The 18728-nt window shown below is 53.1% G+C and carries 22 protein-coding genes and 1 tRNA gene; 8 read left to right on the top strand and 15 right to left on the bottom strand.

What is annotated here, in order from left to right; translation table 11 throughout:
• The first annotated feature begins 10 nt into the window (after window positions 1-10).
• The 4 genes from ftsY (at window position 11) to rpoH (ending at window position 3562) form a co-directional block, all read left to right on the top strand.
• Complete coding sequence (gene ftsY, locus BMZ14_RS12855) at window positions 11-1006, top strand: signal recognition particle-docking protein FtsY (protein WP_074798254.1); 996 nt, start codon at window positions 11-13, stop codon at window positions 1004-1006.
• Window positions 1007-1058: 52 nt separating this feature from the next.
• Complete coding sequence (ftsE, locus tag BMZ14_RS12850) at window positions 1059-1712, top strand: cell division ATP-binding protein FtsE (RefSeq protein ID WP_074798252.1); 654 nt, start codon at window positions 1059-1061, stop codon at window positions 1710-1712.
• Window positions 1709-2614 (top strand): permease-like cell division protein FtsX, encoded by a 906-nt coding sequence (gene ftsX, locus BMZ14_RS12845; RefSeq protein ID WP_074798250.1) that lies wholly within the window; start codon window positions 1709-1711, stop codon window positions 2612-2614. The genes ftsE and ftsX overlap by 4 nt, the downstream gene beginning before the upstream one ends.
• Window positions 2615-2710: 96 nt before the next feature.
• A complete protein-coding gene (rpoH, locus tag BMZ14_RS12840) occupies window positions 2711-3562 on the top strand; it encodes an RNA polymerase sigma factor RpoH (protein ID WP_074798248.1) in 852 nt (283 codons plus the stop codon).
• Window positions 3563-3677: 115 nt separating this feature from the next.
• Here rpoH and BMZ14_RS12835 read toward each other — a convergent pair whose 3' ends face one another.
• The 10 genes from BMZ14_RS12835 to prmA all read right to left on the bottom strand — a co-directional run bounded on the left by BMZ14_RS12835 (window position 3678) and on the right by prmA (window position 11627).
• Window positions 3678-3926 carry a BolA family protein gene (locus BMZ14_RS12835; RefSeq protein ID WP_074798246.1) on the bottom strand — a complete coding sequence of 83 codons (249 nt, stop codon included), beginning with the start codon at window positions 3924-3926 and terminating at the stop codon, window positions 3678-3680.
• 58 nt (window positions 3927-3984) lie between these two features.
• A complete protein-coding gene (locus BMZ14_RS12830) occupies window positions 3985-4740 on the bottom strand; it encodes an ABC transporter permease (protein ID WP_074798244.1) in 756 nt (251 codons plus the stop codon).
• The gene (locus BMZ14_RS12825) at window positions 4737-5684 is read right to left on the bottom strand and encodes an ABC transporter ATP-binding protein (protein ID WP_074798242.1); all 948 of its coding nucleotides are present in this window, start codon (window positions 5682-5684) and stop codon (window positions 4737-4739) included. The genes BMZ14_RS12830 and BMZ14_RS12825 overlap by 4 nt, the downstream gene beginning before the upstream one ends.
• 134 nt (window positions 5685-5818) lie before the next feature.
• On the bottom strand, window positions 5819-6109 hold the full coding sequence (locus tag BMZ14_RS12820) for an STAS domain-containing protein (RefSeq protein WP_083396790.1): 291 nt from the start codon (window positions 6107-6109) through the stop codon (window positions 5819-5821).
• Between the two features lie 21 nt (window positions 6110-6130).
• Window positions 6131-6766 (bottom strand): MlaC/ttg2D family ABC transporter substrate-binding protein, encoded by a 636-nt coding sequence (locus BMZ14_RS12815; RefSeq protein ID WP_074798240.1) that lies wholly within the window; start codon window positions 6764-6766, stop codon window positions 6131-6133.
• 153 nt (window positions 6767-6919) lie between these two features.
• Window positions 6920-7405, bottom strand: coding sequence for an outer membrane lipid asymmetry maintenance protein MlaD (gene mlaD / locus BMZ14_RS12810; protein WP_074798238.1), 486 nt, complete (start codon window positions 7403-7405; stop codon window positions 6920-6922).
• A complete protein-coding gene (gene mlaE / locus BMZ14_RS12805; RefSeq protein ID WP_074798236.1) occupies window positions 7405-8202 on the bottom strand; it encodes a lipid asymmetry maintenance ABC transporter permease subunit MlaE in 798 nt (265 codons plus the stop codon). Before mlaE ends, mlaD begins: the two co-directional genes overlap by 1 nt.
• Window positions 8195-9004: an ABC transporter ATP-binding protein gene (locus BMZ14_RS12800; protein ID WP_074798234.1), complete on the bottom strand. Its 810-nt coding sequence runs from the start codon at window positions 9002-9004 to the stop codon at window positions 8195-8197. Before BMZ14_RS12800 ends, mlaE begins: the two co-directional genes overlap by 8 nt.
• Before the next feature lie 583 nt (window positions 9005-9587).
• Window positions 9588-10685, bottom strand: a complete 1098-nt coding sequence (locus BMZ14_RS15195) for a zinc-ribbon and DUF3426 domain-containing protein (RefSeq protein WP_074798232.1) — start codon at window positions 10683-10685, stop codon at window positions 9588-9590.
• Window positions 10686-10712: 27 nt separating this feature from the next.
• Entirely contained in the window at window positions 10713-11627 is a 915-nt protein-coding gene (gene prmA, locus BMZ14_RS12790) for a 50S ribosomal protein L11 methyltransferase (protein ID WP_074798231.1), read from the bottom strand.
• Window positions 11628-11882: 255 nt separating this feature from the next.
• Between prmA and BMZ14_RS15190 the strand changes: the two genes are divergently transcribed.
• Window positions 11883-12404 (top strand): hypothetical protein, encoded by a 522-nt coding sequence (locus tag BMZ14_RS15190; protein ID WP_074798229.1) that lies wholly within the window; start codon window positions 11883-11885, stop codon window positions 12402-12404.
• Between the two features lie 25 nt (window positions 12405-12429).
• Here BMZ14_RS15190 and accC read toward each other — a convergent pair whose 3' ends face one another.
• The 3 genes from accC to aroQ all read right to left on the bottom strand — a co-directional run bounded on the left by accC (window position 12430) and on the right by aroQ (window position 15011).
• Entirely contained in the window at window positions 12430-13779 is a 1350-nt protein-coding gene (accC, locus tag BMZ14_RS12780; protein ID WP_074798227.1) for an acetyl-CoA carboxylase biotin carboxylase subunit, read from the bottom strand.
• A gap of 100 nt (window positions 13780-13879) precedes the next feature.
• Window positions 13880-14341 carry an acetyl-CoA carboxylase biotin carboxyl carrier protein gene (accB, locus tag BMZ14_RS12775; RefSeq protein WP_074798226.1) on the bottom strand — a complete coding sequence of 154 codons (462 nt, stop codon included), beginning with the start codon at window positions 14339-14341 and terminating at the stop codon, window positions 13880-13882.
• Between the two features lie 166 nt (window positions 14342-14507).
• Window positions 14508-15011: a type II 3-dehydroquinate dehydratase gene (aroQ, locus tag BMZ14_RS12770; RefSeq protein WP_074798386.1), complete on the bottom strand. Its 504-nt coding sequence runs from the start codon at window positions 15009-15011 to the stop codon at window positions 14508-14510.
• A gap of 323 nt (window positions 15012-15334) precedes the next feature.
• On the opposite strand from aroQ, the gene BMZ14_RS12765 reads away from it, so the two are divergent.
• From BMZ14_RS12765 to BMZ14_RS12755, 3 genes are all read left to right on the top strand, one after another.
• A tRNA-Thr gene (locus BMZ14_RS12765) sits at window positions 15335-15410 on the top strand.
• A gap of 577 nt (window positions 15411-15987) precedes the next feature.
• Window positions 15988-16266: a hypothetical protein gene (locus tag BMZ14_RS12760; protein WP_074798224.1), complete on the top strand. Its 279-nt coding sequence runs from the start codon at window positions 15988-15990 to the stop codon at window positions 16264-16266.
• A gap of 185 nt (window positions 16267-16451) precedes the next feature.
• Window positions 16452-17786, top strand: a complete 1335-nt coding sequence (locus BMZ14_RS12755; protein ID WP_083396789.1) for an MFS transporter — start codon at window positions 16452-16454, stop codon at window positions 17784-17786.
• A 76-nt stretch (window positions 17787-17862) separates the two neighbouring features.
• Here BMZ14_RS12755 and BMZ14_RS12750 read toward each other — a convergent pair whose 3' ends face one another.
• Window positions 17863-18393 carry a hypothetical protein gene (locus BMZ14_RS12750; protein WP_074798383.1) on the bottom strand — a complete coding sequence of 177 codons (531 nt, stop codon included), beginning with the start codon at window positions 18391-18393 and terminating at the stop codon, window positions 17863-17865.
• A 133-nt stretch (window positions 18394-18526) separates the two neighbouring features.
• A partial coding sequence (locus BMZ14_RS12745; RefSeq protein WP_143072002.1) for a hypothetical protein occupies window positions 18527-18728 on the bottom strand: 202 nt, incomplete at its 5' end.

The following is an 18728-nucleotide window of genomic DNA, read 5'->3' as shown; positions in this document are numbered from 1 at the left end:
GCCTACCAGAATGCCAAGTTTCTTCAAATCCAAAAAAAGCCCTGACACGGACGAACCGTCACCATTGCCAAACACGAATTGGGCAGCAAGGGTCAGGCAGGGCCTCTCCCGCACCAGGAACAACCTGGGTAAGCAACTATCCGGTTTGTTCGGTGGGGGCAAGATAGATGAAGACCTCTACGAGGAACTGGAAACCGTACTGCTGACCGCCGACACCGGCGTAAGCGCAACAGCCTGGCTGCTTGATGAACTGCGCAGGCAGGTCAAGCGTAACGGGTTGACCGACGCGGCGCAACTCAAGGAGGCCTTGCAGAAGGCCTTGACCGCGCTGCTTGACCCACTGGCGCAGCTCCTCGACACAGAGAAAAACAAGCCCTTTATCATTATGCTGGCTGGCGTGAACGGCGCGGGAAAAACCACCTCTATCGGCAAGCTTGCGCATCATTTTCAGCTGCAGGGCAAAACGGTGCTGCTCGCTGCCGGCGATACTTTTCGTGCCGCGGCGCGCGAGCAACTCGTGGCCTGGGGCGAGCGTAACAATATCGCCGTCATTGCCCATGAGAGTAACGGGCAGCAAAAAGGAGATCCCGCAGCGGTCATATTTGACGCAATCAACGCAGCGAAGGCGCGTGGAACAGACATTGTGCTGGCCGATACAGCGGGACGGCTTGCCACACAGCTACATCTCATGGAAGAAATAAAAAAAGTGAAGCGCGTCATCGCCAAGGCCGAGCCCGGTGCACCTCATGAGACACTACTGGTGCTCGACGCCAATACCGGCCAGAACGCGGTTAACCAGGTGCAGGCCTTCGACGACGCGCTCGGTCTCACAGGTCTCATCGTTACCAAGCTGGATGGAACGGCGAAGGGCGGCGTCATCGCCGCCATTGCGCGACAACGCCAGCAAAAATCGCCATTACCAATACGCTTTATCGGCGTAGGCGAGGATCTGGATGATTTGAGGCCATTTGTCGCAAGTGAATTTGTCGAGGCGTTGTTTGATTGAAAGAACAGAGCAAGAGCAGAATATTGATTTTTGTTGAAGTCGTGGCACTCCAATGATCAGCTTTAGCCAGGTTTGCAAGCGTTATCCTAACGGCTTTGAAGCGCTCAGGGATGTCAGTTTCATCCTTGAGGCGGGCGAAATGGCCCTGATCAACGGGCATTCGGGAGCGGGAAAGAGTACGCTGCTTCGACTTATTGCCGCCATTGAGCGTCCCACTACCGGCAGCATTATCGTTAACGGCCAGAATGTCGGCACGCTTAAAGGGGGTGCAATTCCTTTCCTGCGGCGGAATCTCGGCCTGGTGTTCCAGGATCAGAAGATCCTGTTCGATCGCACCGTGTTCCAGAATGTGCTGCTGCCTTTGCAAATCAGCGGCTTCAGTCGCAGGGCCGCAATCGGACGAGTTCGCGCCGCACTCGACAAAGTGGGGTTGCTGAGCAGGGAAAAGGCGCAGCCGATCACGCTCTCAGGGGGAGAGCAGCAGCGCCTGTGCATCGCCAGGGCAATAGTAAACCGGCCCTCCATACTGATCGCGGATGAGCCGACCAGCAATCTGGACGCCGACTATGCAAGAGATATCATGGATATGTTCAAGTCGTTTAATCAGGTTGGCGTTACGGTACTGATAGCAACCCATGACGTCGAACTGCTCGGCAATATGCAGCAGCGTATTTTCACGCTGAGCCATGGTAAATTGACCGCATGACGGTGTGGTTTGCCCATCATCTGCACGCTTTTGTCCTGGCGCTCAAGCGCCTGGGCAGCGCTCCGCTCGGCAGCCTGCTCAGCATTGCCGTGATCGGAATTGCTTTCAGCCTGCCTGCCGGTATTTATGTATTTCTGGAAAACCTCCAGGCTCTCTCCGGGCAATTCTCGGGAGCACCCGAGTTTAGCCTTTTTCTAAAACTGAACACAAACGAGGACGAGGTTGCTGAAATCGAAGCCCGCTTGAAGCAAGACCCGCAGGTGGCGAGCTTCAGGTTCATTTCCAGCGACAGCGCGCTTGAACAGTTCAAGCAGGGCAGTGGGCTCTCGGACGTGATAGACGGACTTGAGCGAAACCCCTTGCCTGATGCTTTTGTGATCGTCGCGAGAGACCTCTCGCCGGAAGCGTTGGATACGTTACATGCGGAGCTGGGGCAATTGCCCCAGGTAGAACATATCCAACTGGACTCAGCCTGGGCCAAGCGGCTTGACTCCATACTCAAACTGGGCCGGCTGGCAGTGTTTATGCTTGGCGCCCTGCTGAGCTTTTCGCTGATAGCCGTGGCGTTCAACACAATACGTCTTCAAATCCTGACCATGCGGGAAGAAATAGAAGTAGCAAAATTGATCGGTGCGACCAAGGGCTTCATTCGCCGGCCTTTTCTGTATTTTGGAGCAATACAGGGCATGGTTGGAGGCGCGGCGGCATGGCTCATCATTTCTCTGGGCATCCATCTGACGGAAGAACAATTGAAGGACCTCATGGAACTATACGAGGTGAATTTCAAGGCCTATCACCTTTCAATGGAAGACAGCCTGAGCCTGCTGCTATTTTCGGCGCTGCTCGGCTGGGCAGGAGCATGGTTATCGGTGACAAATCACCTGTGGCGAATAGAACCTTGATAATTCAGCGGCTTACTCAGCGGTACCAGGAACTTTCTGGACTGTTGACGCTCTTATCGAAAAAGGTTAACTTTGGTGGAAAATCCAGGAGGACACATGAATTTCGCTTTAGCGATACCTTCAACCAGCGGTAGCATCGAAAGCTATATTCAATCGGTCAATCGCTTTCGCATTCTTTCTCAGGAGGAAGAAATCCGCCTGGCGCGGTCCCTCCGAAATGAAGGTGACATTGATGCCGCCCGCCAACTGGTGCTGTCACACTTGCGTGTAGTTGTCGCCATTGCTCGCGGCTACAAGGGCTACGGGCTGCCCCAGGCAGACCTTATCCAGGAGGGAAACATCGGTTTGATGAAAGCCGTCAAGCGTTATGATCCCGAGCGGGGCGTCAGGCTGGTATCGTTTGCAGTGCACTGGATCAAGGCGGAAATCCACGAATTCATACTGCGCAATTGGCGACTGGTAAAAATTGCCACGACCAAGGCGCAACGTAAACTGTTCTTTAATCTGCGCAGCATGAAGCCGGTGCTTGACACCATGAATCCGGAAGAAGTGAACGCCATAGCAACGCAATTGGGCGTTAAAGCCGAAGAAGTGGTGGAAATGGAAACGCGCTTCAGTGGACGGGACATTTCACTCGAGCCCCTGTCGGACGACGATGATGATGAGGCATTCAGCCCCATCGCTTATCTGACAGACGGTTCCGAACCTTCGCAGGTGCTGGAGACCGAACAAACCAGCCGCCTGCGGGGCGAAGGATTACAACAGGCGTTATCTATCCTGGATGCCCGTAGCCGCCGCATCATCGAGGCTCGCTGGTTACGTGAAAAAGATTCCGCAACGCTGCATGATCTTGCTGACGAGCTTGGCGTCTCGGCCGAGCGGATCAGGCAAATTGAAGCGAAAGCAATGCAGAAGATGCGAACAGCCATGGCGCCGGAGCCCGCATAACCTTGCTTGAATGAACGCGGCGAAGACTTCTCCCGAAGTATTATGAATACCGGGACAGTTTTATTAACTGATCTTCCTTATTTCTTTGCCCGCTCAATCAGGTTGCAGCCGCACATTAGCTCTGGTTACTTTCCGCCCATTGTTCCGGTGTGAGGGTTTTCATGGATAAAGCATGAATCTCCTGCTTCATCCTGTCGCCGAGGGCGCGGTAAACCAGCTGGTGTTGTTGCACCATGTTCTTTCCGCGGAATTCAGGGCTGACAATGATGGCGTTGAAATGGTAGCCATCATCACCTTCCACGTGCACCAGTTCGCACGGCATGGAAGCTTCGATATGGGTTTTAATGCTGTCTGCTGTAACCATACTTCCCGTCCTTTTATGAATAATCTTTGCCAAAGGCTGGATTCTACCCGCTACTTACTTAATGGCGGATCTTGTAACCCATCTTCAGCATTTGCAACGTCAGCCATGATACCGCCAAGAAGCAGCTCGCTACAATCCCGAGGCTGAGGTAGGGAGAGATATCGGACGCGCTGAAGAAACCGTAGCGGAAACCATCAATTACGTAGAAAAACGGGTTCAGGTGAGACAGGCCCTGCCAGAAGGGTGGCAAGGAGTGGATTGAATAGAATACGCCGGACAAAAACGTCAGCGGCAGAATGATGAAGTTCTGGAATGCGGCAAGCTGATCGAATTTTTCCGCCCAGATGCCGGCGATGATACCTAACGCAGCAAGCAAGGCGCTACCCATCAAGGCGAACATGAACACCCACAGAAAGGACGTCACCGGCACATCGAAGAACCATAGTGTCACCAAATACACGCCCAGCCCCACGGCCAGTCCGCGTACTACCGAAGCCAGGACGTAGGCCAAAAATATTTCCTGGTAGGAAAGCGGCGCTAACAGGACAAAAACGAGGTTTCCTGTAATTTTCGATTGAATCAGGCTTGATGAGGAATTTGCGAAAGCGTTTTGCAGCATCGCCATCATTATCAGGCCGGGAATCAGAAAAACGGTGTATGCGACCCCCGGATATGCCTCGACATGGTCTTCCAGCACATGGGAAAAAATCATGAGATAAAGCAGGGTGGACACCATCGGCGCAAATACGGTTTGAAATCCCACCTTCCAGAATCGCAGCAATTCCTTGTAAAGTAGCGTAAGAAAACCCGTCATGTAGGGAGGGCGGTAGTTTCCGCAATCCTCGCGGATTTTGCGATTTCAGTTCCGGCCATTGTTTTAATAAAGACCTCTTCCAGATCAGGTTGCAATATCTGCATTTCCAGCACTTGGGAACCCGCAGCACGCAATGCCTCCATCACATGCTCAAGCAGAAAGTATCCTTCGAGCGCCAGAATATAGTATCCCTCCTCGGCACTGCTCAACAGTGGCTGTAACGTCGAAGGTAGCACGTCTGGCGACAGGCGCAGCCGCACCCTGCATCCCGTAACGCTGTTAACGAGGTTTCTGATGCTGTCGAGCGCGACGATATTACCCTTCTTCAGCATTGCCACACGACTGCACAAGGCTTCTGCTTCCTCAAGATAATGAGTCGTAAGCACAATGGTGTGGCCCTCTCGATTCAATTGCTTGACGAAACGCCATAGCCCCTGGCGCAACTCCACGTCAACGCCCGCAGTGGGTTCGTCAAGCACGATCACCGGGGGCTTATGCACCAGTGCCTGAGCCACAAGCACGCGCCGCTTCATGCCACCGGATAGCGCGCGCATATTGACGTGAGCCTTGTCCGCAAGATCGAGGTGGTGAATTATCTCGTCTATCCAGGCCCCGTTATTCTTCAGGCCGTAATATCCCGACTGAATTTCAAGCGTTTCACGAACAGTAAAGAATGGATCGTACACAAGCTCTTGCGGTACCACACCCAGGACCCGCCGGGCGTCGCGGTAGTCCATGACGACATCGTGCCCCATTACCCTGACACTGCCACGACTGGCACGAGTCAGCCCGGCAATTATGTTGATAAGGGTAGTTTTTCCCGCCCCGTTTGGGCCGAGCAAGGCAAAAAATTCGCCAACCCGTATTTCAAGATCGACGCCGCCCAGGGCTTGCAGCCTACCGAAGCACTTGTACACCTGTTTGACTTCGATTGCCGGGGTCATGGAGAAAATAAGATAAGATGCTCCTGATCCACTACGCGGTACATCGGTCTTGATGTTGAAGTGGCCGCCGCGGGTAATGGGAAAAAGCCGATCGAATTAAGCAGTATGGCCGGGATGATGCCTACCGGTTCGAGTTATGCGAAACGCATCAAATCTGAGACACCATAAAGCTGGGCGAGGCTTTGCAGCTTTTGCGGTATGTTGATAAAAGACAACTGGCAGTTGCGGCGGTTAGCCTCGCGTCTCCACTCAAGCAACATGCTGACAGCCGTAGAATCCACTTCAGCGACACACGCCAGATCGATTACCAGATCACCGCTATTGAACAACGCAACGCCCTGCGCAGCCACGGTGACAACTTTATCGATGGTTATTGATCCCTCGACGCCCAGTTGTCCGTCCTCATTCCGCACTACCTCAGCCACGCTGGACGCTTCCGGCAATCATCAATTGGTTGATGCTTTTTTATCGGCGGCGACCAGGGAGCGATTTTTCTCTACCAGGGTTTTAATCAACTTATCCACGCCACCGTCACGCACCTGGCTATTGAAAGTGCTGCGGTAATTGGTTACCAGACTTACCCCGGCCACGGTCACATCGTAGACTTTCCAGCCGTCACTGGTTTTTTCCATGCTGTAATCGATGGGTACGGGCTGTTGACCGCCATCTATTACCTTTGTCCTGACTGTGGTATCAGTATCGGTCGCGTTATTTTTCAACGGTTCTACCTTGATCGTATGGTCCTTATAGGTGGTCAGCGCATTGGAGTAAGTACGGACCAGCAAAGTGCGGAACTCGTTCACCAATTCCTGCTGTTGCTCAGGCGTCGCCTTGCCCCAGTTCTTGCCCATTGCCAACCGGGTCATCCGGGTAAAATTGAAATGCGGCAGTATCTTGGCTTCAACCAGAGCGAGAATCTTCGCGGTATTGCCCGACTGCAGGTCTTTATCCTGCCGGACGATGGTCAGCACCTCCTGCGCGGTATTGTCCACCAGAGTATCGGGACTGCTAGCCACTGCCCATGCGGGAAGTACAAGTCCCCACGCCGCCAGCAATACTGTGATACCTAGATATTTCTTCATGATTTCCTCGCTAAAAATTATTTAAACTGCTGCTTGACAAACCGGACGCTCGCCGTGCCTCGAAATACGGCTATCCACGTCCTCGCCTTTCAATGCCCCGCATGCGTGGTGCAAGGGATGCTGCCATGCCCACGGGACAGGTTCGGGAATTGCTCAGTCGCTGTCCGCATTTCCATCCTCTTTTCTCTCGGACGCCTTGTCGAACAGGAATCGCCCGATCATCTCTTCCAGAACGAGCGCTGAATTGGTTTTCATGATTTTGTCGCCACTCTTCAGCACGGCCTCGTCACCGCCAGCCGCAAGACCGATATACTGCTCTCCGATAAGGCCCGATGTAAGAATGCTGGCAAAAGTATCCTTGGGAAATTTGTAACGGCTGTCTATGCTCATGATCACCAGTGCGTCGAATGTCTCGGTGCTCAATTGGATATCTGTCACCCGCCCCACTACCACGCCCGCGCTTTTTACTGGCGCTCTGACCTTCAAACCACCGATGTTTTCGAAATTTCCTACCAGCGTATAGCTGTCACCCGCACTGTAGGTGCCAAGATTTCCGACTTTCAGTGCCAGAACAAGCAAAGCGCCGATTCCCGCCATGATGAACAGTCCTACCCACAAATCCATTGTTGTTCGCTGCATCAGCCCATTCCCCTGAACATGAACGAGGTCAAAACAAAATCGAGGCCCAAAATCGCCAACGCCGAGGTTACGACGGTACGGGTAGTGGCGCCGGACACGCCCTCGGCAGTGGGGGAGGCGTCATAACCTTCGAACACCGCTATGGCCGTTACCGCTATGCCAAAAACAAAGGTTTTTATGACGCCGTTGACAATGTCGTAATGGAAATCCACCGCACCCTGCATTTGGGACCAGAAAGAGCCCTCGTCTACACCGATAAGTACCACCGCTACCAGGTAGCCGCCAAAAATGCCGACGGCGGAGAATAGAGCGGCCAGCAGGGGCATTGAAATCACGCCCGCCCAGAATCGTGGAGCTACCACACGTGCAATGGGATCCACCGCCATCATTTCCATCGCCGCCAATTGCTCCGTAGCCTTCATCAAGCCGATTTCCGCGGTAATGGCCGAACCCGCGCGGCTGGCGAACAGCAGGGCCGCCACCACAGGCCCCAGTTCCCGCAGTAGCGATAACGCCACCATGGTCCCGACTGCGGATTCGGCCCCATATCGCTGCAAGGTCTCGTATCCTTGCAAACCGAGCACCATACCGACGAACAAGCCCGATACAACGATAATAATCAGAGACAGGACGCCGGTAAAATAAAGCTCACGGATAACGAGGCCGAAACGACGCAAGCTTGTGCCGGACTTCAGCAATGTCAACAGAAAAAAGCGACTTGCATAGCCCAGCCGCCAAATACTGTCTATCACCCGATGACCGACGCCCTGAATCCCGCTAACGATACGCCTAGGCAAAACGGCCCTCCAGTTTCAGGTCATTTGCATAGGCATTCGCCGGATAATGGAAGGAAACCGGTCCGTCTTCTTCGCCATGCACGAACTGATGGACGAAAGGCGCGACTGATCCACGCACTTCGTCAGGCGTGCCGTATGCTGCAATCACGCCATCGGCAACGAAATATACATGGTCAACAATCTTAAGGGATTCCTGCACATCGTGCGTGACGACAATGGAGGTCATGCCTAACGCATCGGTAAGCCGGCGTATCAGATTTCCGATTACGGTGAGTGAAATGGGATCAAGGCCGGTAAAGGGCTCGTCATACATGATGAGTAGCGGATCAAGCGCGATGGAACGCGCCAAGGCGACGCGACGCGCCATGCCTCCGGAAAGTGCCGCCGGCATCAGGTCCTGGGCGCCGCGCAGGCCGACAGCTTCCAGCTTCATCAATACAAGGTCGCGAATCATGGATTCGGGCAAATCGGTATGCTCGCGCATTTGGAAGGCTACGTTATCGAATACCGACAGATCAGTAAAGAGCGCGCCAAACTGGAATAACATGCTCATTTTCCGGCGCATCTGGAACAGTTCGTCCCTTTTCAGGTCATGCACTACCTTGCCAGCCACTTTGACATAACCCGAGGATGGCCGCACCGCTCCGCCGATGAGGCGCAACAGCGTGGTCTTGCCGCTGCCACTGCCACCCATGATGGCGATGACTTTGCCGCGAGACATGGTCATGTTGATTCCCTTCAGAATTGCACGGTCCCCGTAGGAAAAATGCAAGTCCTTGATTTCTATTAATTCATGCGCCATTCTGCTGGGTCAAAGCGTGATTTGACTGGGATGTCGATTTTAACCTAAATCCGGTAGTTGGACGGAGTGGAGTGAGCGGTTTGGGGGCTGCAGGGCAAGGCGCAACGACGCGGAATGGCGCGATCGCGCAGGGTGGAGCAGTGCCTTCCGAAGGAAAGTGCGACCCTGTAGCGGAATGCGGGCGCCCAAAACGCAGTCGCCGCATCCCCTACGCTGCCCGATCCTTGCTTCGCAGGGCGCCTCGTGCAACGCTTCGAGGCGCCTCATTCCAAGGAGTTGCAACGCAGCCATGTGCCACAAAAACTGTTCAATCCAATCTGTAGGGAACTCACCAGAAAGATGAAAGCCATGTGATGCAAAGAATCTTCCTGCATCATTACGCTAAACTGAAAAATAAGCGGTCAACTGCCGGATCTAGGTTGAATCCAAATGCACTTTCAGCAAAGACCATAATTGTACCGTGAGCTGGGGACAATGTCCTTATTCCGCAGGTATCTGTCTAATGAACTTCTCCCATGAATTCGCGGCATAACGGGTCCCCAACTGCTGTGCGCAGAAGGCTTAATACACAGGCTGCAAGAAACTAGGAGCTGGGATAAAGTAGCAGCAGCCGATATCCGGCCGCGTTCAGGTCGCCGCTATCGAGGTGGAGTTTCACGTTGAATTCCGCCTCGGGCGCAACCACCCTTTCGAGGTTTGAATTTTCTTCAAGGTATGCATCGGGAGGAAAGGTACGGCTGGCAAGAGGCTGGTTCTTCGTATCGATGAGCGTAAGCTGGAATGACGGCAGCGCCTGGGAGTACGAAGCATAATTACGTACAGTGGCATTAAGCGTAATGACGCCGGGTCGCTGCGCATCCGCTTGCATTTCGGATGATTCGATATTCAGCAATTTCGCGTACTGAGGCGCGGGAAGAGAACACTGCAGTAATTCACAATATCGCTCGAGGTAGGGCTTGGCGTCTGGCATCATAACGGAAATCTCGCTGCGAAGGGCATAAACAACCTGCGCTGCCAGCAAGACAAGCAAAAGCAGATTGGCGAAACCCCAGGCGAACGATGCGGCAAGGGACATTGCGGGCGGTTGCGCCTCGTCGAATGCGTAATTCTCCGGCGGATAATTTTCGAAGGCATGGTTTTCAGACCCCGGGGGGAGTGTGTCGGAAAATTTCGAAGGAGATTTTTTCCTGTCCAGGTTCGCAGTAGTGGAATTGTTGCTGGTGTCAGTTGCAGTTTCAGGAAGGGGTTCTTCTACAATCAGGGAGGCGGACGCCGACGTCTCCCAGGTTGTTTCTTCCTGCGCCGCCCCCTCCCGGCTTACGTCGTCCTGAATTGCCTCGTCCTGAATTGCCTCGTCCTGGATTATGCTGCCTGGAACGGTCTCATCCTGGGTAACTTTACTGCCGGGAGCAGAAGGTGAACCTTGCTGATCGGGTAGAGCTGATGCGTTCGGGCCGGCGGAATCATCGCCATGCGGAATTTCAGGCTCGCTCTGCGTTTCCTCAGCTTTTGTTTCTGCCAAATTTCCGGCTTCTGGCTCCTGCATCGTTGCCAGGGCGGTAAAGCCGTTAAATACTCGTGCGCAATTTCCGCAGCGCACATTCCCACCGTGCGCCTGCAGATGCAAAGGCGTGATGCGGAAGGCGGTCGCGCAATCAGGACAGCGGGTTACAAGCGCCATGGTTGTGGTTTTTGAAATATGTCCAAGTCAGTGCCTCCTTCCGGTGAGCAAAGTCCAACCTCCTTCCTCTTGTGCGATACGCATATCGAACCATTGCCGATAGATTTTTATCACATCTTCCGCCTGTTCGGCGAGTATGCCGGAAAGCACAATATGCCCGCCCCGGCGGGTTGCGTTCGATAATATAGGCGCCAGCATGATCAAAGGATTGGCGAGAATATTGGCTACAACGAGGTCCACCGCACCTTTTTCCGCATCAGGCTGAGCCGCGTCAGGAATCGTAAAGAACTCCAGTTCCGTTTCATTGCATCGATTAAGCACCGCATTTTGCCGGCTTGCCGCAACCGCCTGGGGATCTATGTCAATACCGACCACATGGCGTGCGCCCAGCTTCAAGGCGGCTATGGCAAGTATGCCTGAACCGCAACCATAATCCAGAACATCTTCGCCGCCCACGAGGTTTTCGTCAAGCCAGGCCAGGCACAATTGGGTAGAAGGATGGCTACCTGTACCGAAAGCCAGTCCGGGGTCGAGTATCAGGTTGACGCCGGCGGGATCGGGTATTTGATGCCAGCTGGGTACAATCCACAACCGGTGCGATATCTGGATCGGATTGAATTGAGATTGAGTCAATCGCACCCAATCCTGCTCTTCCACGTAGGTGATGGTGTAGCCCGGCAGGGTGGGAAGCTGGGCCGCTTGCGCCGCAGCCTCTACAATAGAAGGAATGTCAACGTTCGGAGGGAATAGGGCCGTGAGTTCCGATGCGAACCAGAGTCCGCCCGAGGGTTCCCCGGGCTCGTCAAACAAGGCCTGCTCCTGTTCGGTTCCCGTGCCGGCATCATGTATATCCGTTGACAACGCGCCCAATTCGAGCATCGCGTCGCTCAAAATTTCGGCGCGCACGTTATCGGTTTTTATGGTGAGCGAAATCCAGGACATTATCAAGACCCGTGAACTATAAAACGGCTTCAGCGCATGGACAGGCTATCACACGCCATTGATAAAACGTTATCGCGAAAGTGATAATCCTCTCACTGAAGCAGAAAATACACGATCAAGTATTTCTCTCTCTCAAGAAACCCTTTCAAGAAAGTTGGACCGGTGGCCGAACGATTCGCGCTTGATGTAAGGTACCGTACAGAAGTGCTTGACGAATGATGATGAAATGACTATTCATTATTCCGAGGGGAAAGCATGGAAGATATTATCGCAGGACGATTTGAAACGGACGATGAAGCCCGATCAGCGGCGGCATCGCTTACTGATTTAGTAAGCGAGAGCGATATGTTCATCTTTTTTAACAATCAGCCCGGCGCCCATGATTCCGACAGGAGCCCCGGCGACGAACGTGCTGCGGAAAGCGGCGCAAAAGGGGCTGCAACAGGCGCGGCTTCTGGAGCGATTGCCGCCGGCGCCGCCGGCACGGTGGCTGGAGGACCTGCTGCCGGTGCAGTCGCGGCTGCTGTTGGTGGATATACCGGTTCACTCGCGGGGACTGCAGGCGGTTTAACCGAAGGTGAGGCCAAGAAAGCTCCGCGTTCGCGGCTGGCCGGGATGATGCTTGCGATACGCGTCGCGAATGCTGATAACAAGCAAGAGATAATCGATCGCTTAAGGCGACACGGAGCTGCAGACATCGAAATCGCAAAAGGCAAGTGGGGTAACGGGGAGTGGCTGGACTTCGATCCGATGGCCTCTCCACAATTGGTGTATTAATTTCCTTTTATGGCATGCCTTGCACTCATTTATGATAATTGGCCAGCTTTTGCTCCAGGTAATGGATACTGGTGCCCCCATTCAAAAAAGCGGCGTCGGACAACAGATCAAGATGTAGCGGCGTGTTGGTCTTGATGCCTTCAATCACCATTTCGGACAGCGCGATTCGCATCCTGGCAATTGCCTGGTCGCGGTTATCGCCATAAGCAATAACTTTACCGATCATGGAATCGTAATACGGCGGCACCATATAGTTATGATAGATGTGAGAGTCGACACGAATGCCGGGGCCACCCGGAGCGTGGTACTGGGTAATGCGGCCTGCGGACGGCGTAAGCTTATAAGGATCCTCCGCGTTGATACGGCATTCGATGGCATGCCCTCTCATTACAATGTCTCGCTGGCGAATACCGAGCTTTTCACCGGCGGCAATACGAATTTGCGCTTGCACAAGATCAATTCCGGTAATTAATTCAGTAACGGGATGTTCCACTTGCAGGCGTGTATTCATTTCAATGAAAAAAAATTCATTTTTCTCGAACAGGAATTCGAACGTGCCTGCCCCCCGATAGCCAATGCGGCGGCAGGCGTCGGCGCAGCGGGAGCCCATTTTGTCTCGCAGCCGGGGGGGGATGCCCAGAGCAGGCGCTTCCTCGATAATTTTCTGGTGCCGGCGCTGCATGGAACAATCCCGTTCGCCCAGATAAATGGCATTCCGGTGCTCGTCTGCCAGAACCTGGAACTCGATATGACGAGGGTTTTCCAGGTATTTTTCCGCGTAAACGGTGGGGTTGCCGAATGCTGCCTGAGCCTCGTTCTGGGTTATTATCACCGCGTTCGACAAAGCAGCTTCGGTATGTACCACACGCATCCCGCGGCCCCCGCCGCCTGCAGCCGCCTTGATGATAATAGGATATCCAATGGCACGAACAATAGCCCTGACTTCTTCAGGTGAATCCGGCAGGCTCCCATTCGATCCCGGAACACAGGGCACGCCCGCCTTTTTCATGGCGTTTTTCGCGCTGACCTTGTCGCCCATGAGACGGATCGTATCGGAACGCGGACCGATAAAGACAAAGCCGCTTTTTTCCACTCGCTCCGCAAAATCAGCGTTTTCAGACAGAAACCCGTAACCGGGATGTATTGCTTCCGCATCGGTCACTTCCGCAGCGCTGATGATTGCAGGGATGTTAAGATAACTTTGAGCCGATGGTGCCGGCCCGATACAGACGGACTCATCTGCAAGTTTTACGTATTTGGCCTCTGCGTCCGCCTGAGAGTGCACAGCGACGGTTTTGATACCCATTTCACGGCATGCGCGTTGTATCCGCAGAGCGATTTCCCCACGGTTGGCTATTAGAATTTTTTCAAACATGCTTGGCGGAACCAGTTATTTTTACAGGCGGGAGAGAATTTGCCGTTGCGTCTTCGCGCTGCGAAGGCGCCGGTGTGCGCAAAACTTTGCTGGATGCAGATCATTCGATCACGAATAAAGGCTCGCCGTACTCTACCGGCTGACCGTTTTCTACCAGAATTGCCTTTACCACCCCGCTTTTGTCCGATTCGATTTCGTTGAGCAGCTTCATTGCCTCAACAATGCAGAGGGTTTCGCCCTCCTTGACAGTCTGGCCCACCTCGACGAATGGGTTCGAGCCGGGCGTGGAGCTACGGTAAAATGTGCCCACCATGGGCGATTTCACAACATGGCCTTCCGGCAGCACCTCAGCCGCCGCGGCGGCTGCGGGCCCAGGGACCGAGGATTGGGAAACGGCGGGTTGCACGAGTTGTTGCGAGGGCGGTGCTAGCGTTACCGGGCTCTGCATTGAAGATGTGGATCGACTGATACGCACCTTCTCCTCACCTTCGGTAATTTCCAGTTCAGCAATGCCAGATTCCTCGACCAGATCGATCAATTTCTTCAGCTTTCTCAGATCCATATTAGGTCTCCCGGGGCGGCTCCCCTTTTGGTGTTTTTACCGACGTTGCCATTATTACGGCGCGGCCTTCGTTCAGCCGACTGACGCTTCTCAGCCATAGTATCCTCGAATTATCCTGTTGCCGTTGACGTTGGTTGGCAAAGTTAACTCCATCTTTCAAATATCGTCATTTAGCGGTAACGCCCGTATTTTCCGAATTCTGAGAACTCCCGCCTGATAGGGCTGCCAGCGCATATTCCAACGCCAGTTCATATCCTTTTGCACCTAACCCACAAATGACGCCTCGCGCCAGATCGGAAAAATAGGACTTTTGCCGAAAAGATTCGCGAGCGAAAATATTTGAAAGGTGAACCTCAATAAAGGGAATTCCTGTTGCGGCGAGGGCATCACGTAAGGCAATACTGGTATGAGTGTAGGCAGCGGGATTAATGATAATAAATTGAACATTTTCGCCAATTGCCCGTTGAATGCGCTCTATCAGCTCCGATTCCCCATTGCTTTGAAAGTGAGTTAGCTTTATCCCATCATTATGCGCCAAGTCGGTCAAATTGTCGTTAATTTCGGCTAACGTCGTCCTTCCATAAGTTTCTGGTTCTCTGGTTCCCAGCAAATTCAGGTTGGGACCATGCAGGACTAGAATTTTTCCGGTATGAGTTACATCAATTTTCATCGGCGCGAGTTTGACTGAATCCAGGCCAAAAGTCCAGTTATTGATGGTTATCGGCGAAAATAAGGAACATTGCGTGGAATTAAGAGTTTGGCGATAGAGTCGATACCAAGTGGTCATCCATCGGCACTTCGGCAGGAAAAAATGAGCTTTGGCAATATAGAATTAGACGAATCTGGAGCGCTAACCTTTACTCCCTCCACGTCTCATATTTTTCGAAGCACGTGGCCTTAACGGATAGGCGGGACTGAAGCATATTTACTTCACTTCGGAATTTGCCCGATGTATCCCAAACCTCTATAATTCTGGTGTTCAATTCCCCTCGGGCTGTTGTAGCTCAGTTGGTAGAGCAACTGATTCGTAATCAGTAGGTCGGAGGTTCGACTCCTCTCAACAGCACCATAATCACCAGTTTACTATTAGGTAGCTACATCTCAGCGTAGCTGAACCGGGTAGCATTCGCGCCGGGGCAGCTCCTTCACGCCCAGCTCCCGGACGCTTGCCGGTTCCTGCAACTCTTAAGCCGTAGAGATCAGGGCAAAAACCGGTTGAACGGCACCCTTGCCCTCGGACGTCGCGTGGGTTTTGATGTTGCCCGCAACGGTGCTTGGGCGCGGTATTTTATGTTTTTTATGGCGTTTTCAGAGATTATCACCTTGTCCCGGCTCGGTTTCGCGAGGGTCTTGGTTCTTTAGACGTTCGTTTTCCTTCTGAAGTTGCTCTGAAGCATTGCTGTCCTTCGCTTTCTTGCCCCGTCTCCTGTCAAATCATTCTTGAGCCGACTGATTGAGCTTAGGGCTTTTGCTGCGAATTGGTACTTAAGTCCAATGGTATAAACGTAGGCAACACGGTTAACATGCGAGAGGCTAACCACCGTCCTGCTGGATGTTCGCTAACTGAATATGGAATACGACTTTCACGGGGGGATTATCCGAGGGCGTAAGATTAATAATAAAATACTTCATAATAGGTAGTTATCATGGTGGATCGGTTAACGTTCGATCAGGCGTATGAACTGACGGATATGCTGATTAATAAAGCTACGAAGGCTCAACTCGCGGAGTGCGCGCGATTGCTGGCCTTGAATCTTGCGCATCATCAGATTAAACAGGGGGAAATACCGGTGGACCAGACCTTGGCTTTACTGCGTTCATTCGAGCGGAGCGAGGAACATTTCAACTTGTTGATGGAAGGCATGCTTAATCTGATAGGTGTCCTCGTGAATGTTAGCGGCGGTGTGATCCAGACAAAACATTGAGCATAATTGCCGTTCTGCAATCGCTGCTTTGCTTGAGCTGATATAGCCCCGGTACCGTCGGACTTCAAAAGTGAACGCTTACTGCTACAGGCAGGATGGACAATTTGGGACTGGTTTATGTGGCGTAGGATCAGATTGGGTAGCAAAGATGTGATAGCTGATTGCCTGGATTCATTCATGTCCTCATGCCCATAGAAGACCAGCCTCAGTACCTCGCCCCCGGCGTGAGCCGGCGGGAAGTCTGGTCTTGGGCGATGTTCGATTTTGCCAATTCAGGCTATACCACCGTTGTAGTCACGGCTATTTTTAATGCGTATTTCGTCGCGGTGGTAGCGAGAAATGAGGAGTGGGGAACGTTCGCCTGGACAGCATCGCTTGCTGTTTCCTATGCGCTCATAATTCTTACAGCACCTGTACTCGGAGCTTATGCCGATGCATACGCGGTTAAAAAGCGCTTGCTGCTTCTGAGCACAATAGGCTGTGTATTGTTTACCGCCCTGCTTTACTTTGTAGGCCCGGGTGATCTATGGCTGGCGGTTGTGCTAATAGTGCTCTCCAATTTCTTCTTTACTTGCGGTGGAAATCTTATTTCCGCCTTTTTACCGGAATTGGCGCGGGGCAGGGCACTTGGAAAAGTATCGGGTTGGGGCTGGAGCTTCGGATACATTGGCGGGTTGTTAAGTCTGGGCTTATCACTCGCGTATGTGACGTGGGCACAGGGGCAAGGGAAACCGGCCGAGCAGTTCGTTCCCGTGACGATGCTGATTACCGCAAGTTTGTTTGCGCTATCTAGCATTCCCACCTTTCTTTTTTTGAAGGAGCGTGCAGTTCCTCAGCCGCATGTTTCAGGACGTACGGTAATACGGGAGGCATTTGGGCGGCTGGGGGAAACGATTGCTCATGTTCGAGACTACCGCGATCTTGCGCGGTTTCTCAGCTGTATCGTGTTTTATCAGGCAGGCATTCAAACGGTCATTACGCTAGCGGCGATATATGCGCAGCAGGCGATGGGGTTCGATACGGGGGATACGATGTTTCTGGTTCTGGTGGTTAATGTCACTGCGTCGGCGGGAGCCTTTGCGTTCGGCAGCATACAGGACCGAATTGGCCATATCCCGACGATAGCACTGACTCTTGGCGGTTGGATTGTTATGGTGTTGCTGGCCTGGATGGCTGAAGACAGGCCCTTGTTCTGGCTTGCCGCCAACTTGGCCGGCCTGTGCCTGGGGGCTTCTCAATCGGCAGGGCGTGCGCTGATCGGCTATTTCAGCCCGGACACCAGACGCGCTGAGTTTTTTGGATTATGGGGACTGGCAGTTAATCTGTCATCCATATTAGGGCCGGTGACGTACGGATTGGTAAGCTGGATATCGGGAGGCGATCATCGATTAGCCATGCTGATCACGGGCATTTATTTTATTATCGGGTTGGCAATATTAATGGGCATAAATGTGGCCAGAGGTCGTGAAGCTGCGCTGCGAGGCGGGACGATTAGCGGAGCCGCTGAAGCCAGGCTATAAAAACAGGTTTCGATTGGCCTTGCCTATCCTGGCGACTCCGCTGTTTGCTATTTTCGATGCTGTTTTTGATCTGGAATTAATGATGCATGTGATGGTTATGCCCGGCCTCATCCGCTGCCGGTTTTTTGTCATCCTGATGCATATGATGCCCGCTATGATCGTCCGCTGGCTTTTTGCCATCCTGCTTGCCGGGTTTTGCCTTGGGCTTGAGTGGTGCAAAACGGACGGATTGCGCTTCCTGTTCCGGTAGCTTTATGAACACGACAATTACTGTTTCGGGAGTGATCGTGAAATCTCCGGTACCACTAAACATATTGTCGCCTGCCGGTTCCAGCTGGATCGTCGTTTTGGGCTTGGCCTTGCCATCCTGAAAGGTTGCCTTACCCACGCCTCCCTCAGTACTGATGTTGTTATCCGCGTGATCCGATACGTAGAGCACAATTTCTTTTTCTTTTGAAACAAGCTCGAGATGGTAGGGTCCAGCCATCCGCATCTGCCCGCCGTGTGGTGCGGCATGGGAATCGAAATATTCTTCGGTATGAGCTGAAGCGGACAATGACACGGCCAGCGTAGCACTAACCAAGACCACGGCCATCGATTTAATCATTTCTATCTTCTCCTTGTAAAACTCATTGAACAAACTGTTGTAATGGGGCATCCGATCCCACCCCATATTGCTTTTGCTGCTCTTGCTTCCTGCTGCCTGCTGCCTGTTTAATAATCTGCTCGCTCCTGCCCGTTCAATGCACATGATCCCCCGGGGGCGGGAGTATTTCCCCCTCCCGATTGAGCTGTGCGACCTGCTGCATCAGCATATCGGCGCTGGACCATCCGGGGCCGTCCGCGCTGGGAATCCAGCGTGCGCGCAGATAGCCGAAGCGGTCCACCAGGAATTCCATGTGCGGAGGCACCGTCGGCGGGCCCAGCAGGTCGGGCTTGCTC

Source organism: Nitrosospira briensis, assembly GCF_900115125.1.
GTDB classification, from domain to species: Bacteria; Pseudomonadota; Gammaproteobacteria; order Burkholderiales; family Nitrosomonadaceae; genus Nitrosospira; species Nitrosospira briensis_A.
The sequence above is the reverse complement of the archived record's forward strand: the minus strand, read 5'-3'. Positions and strand labels throughout refer to the sequence as shown.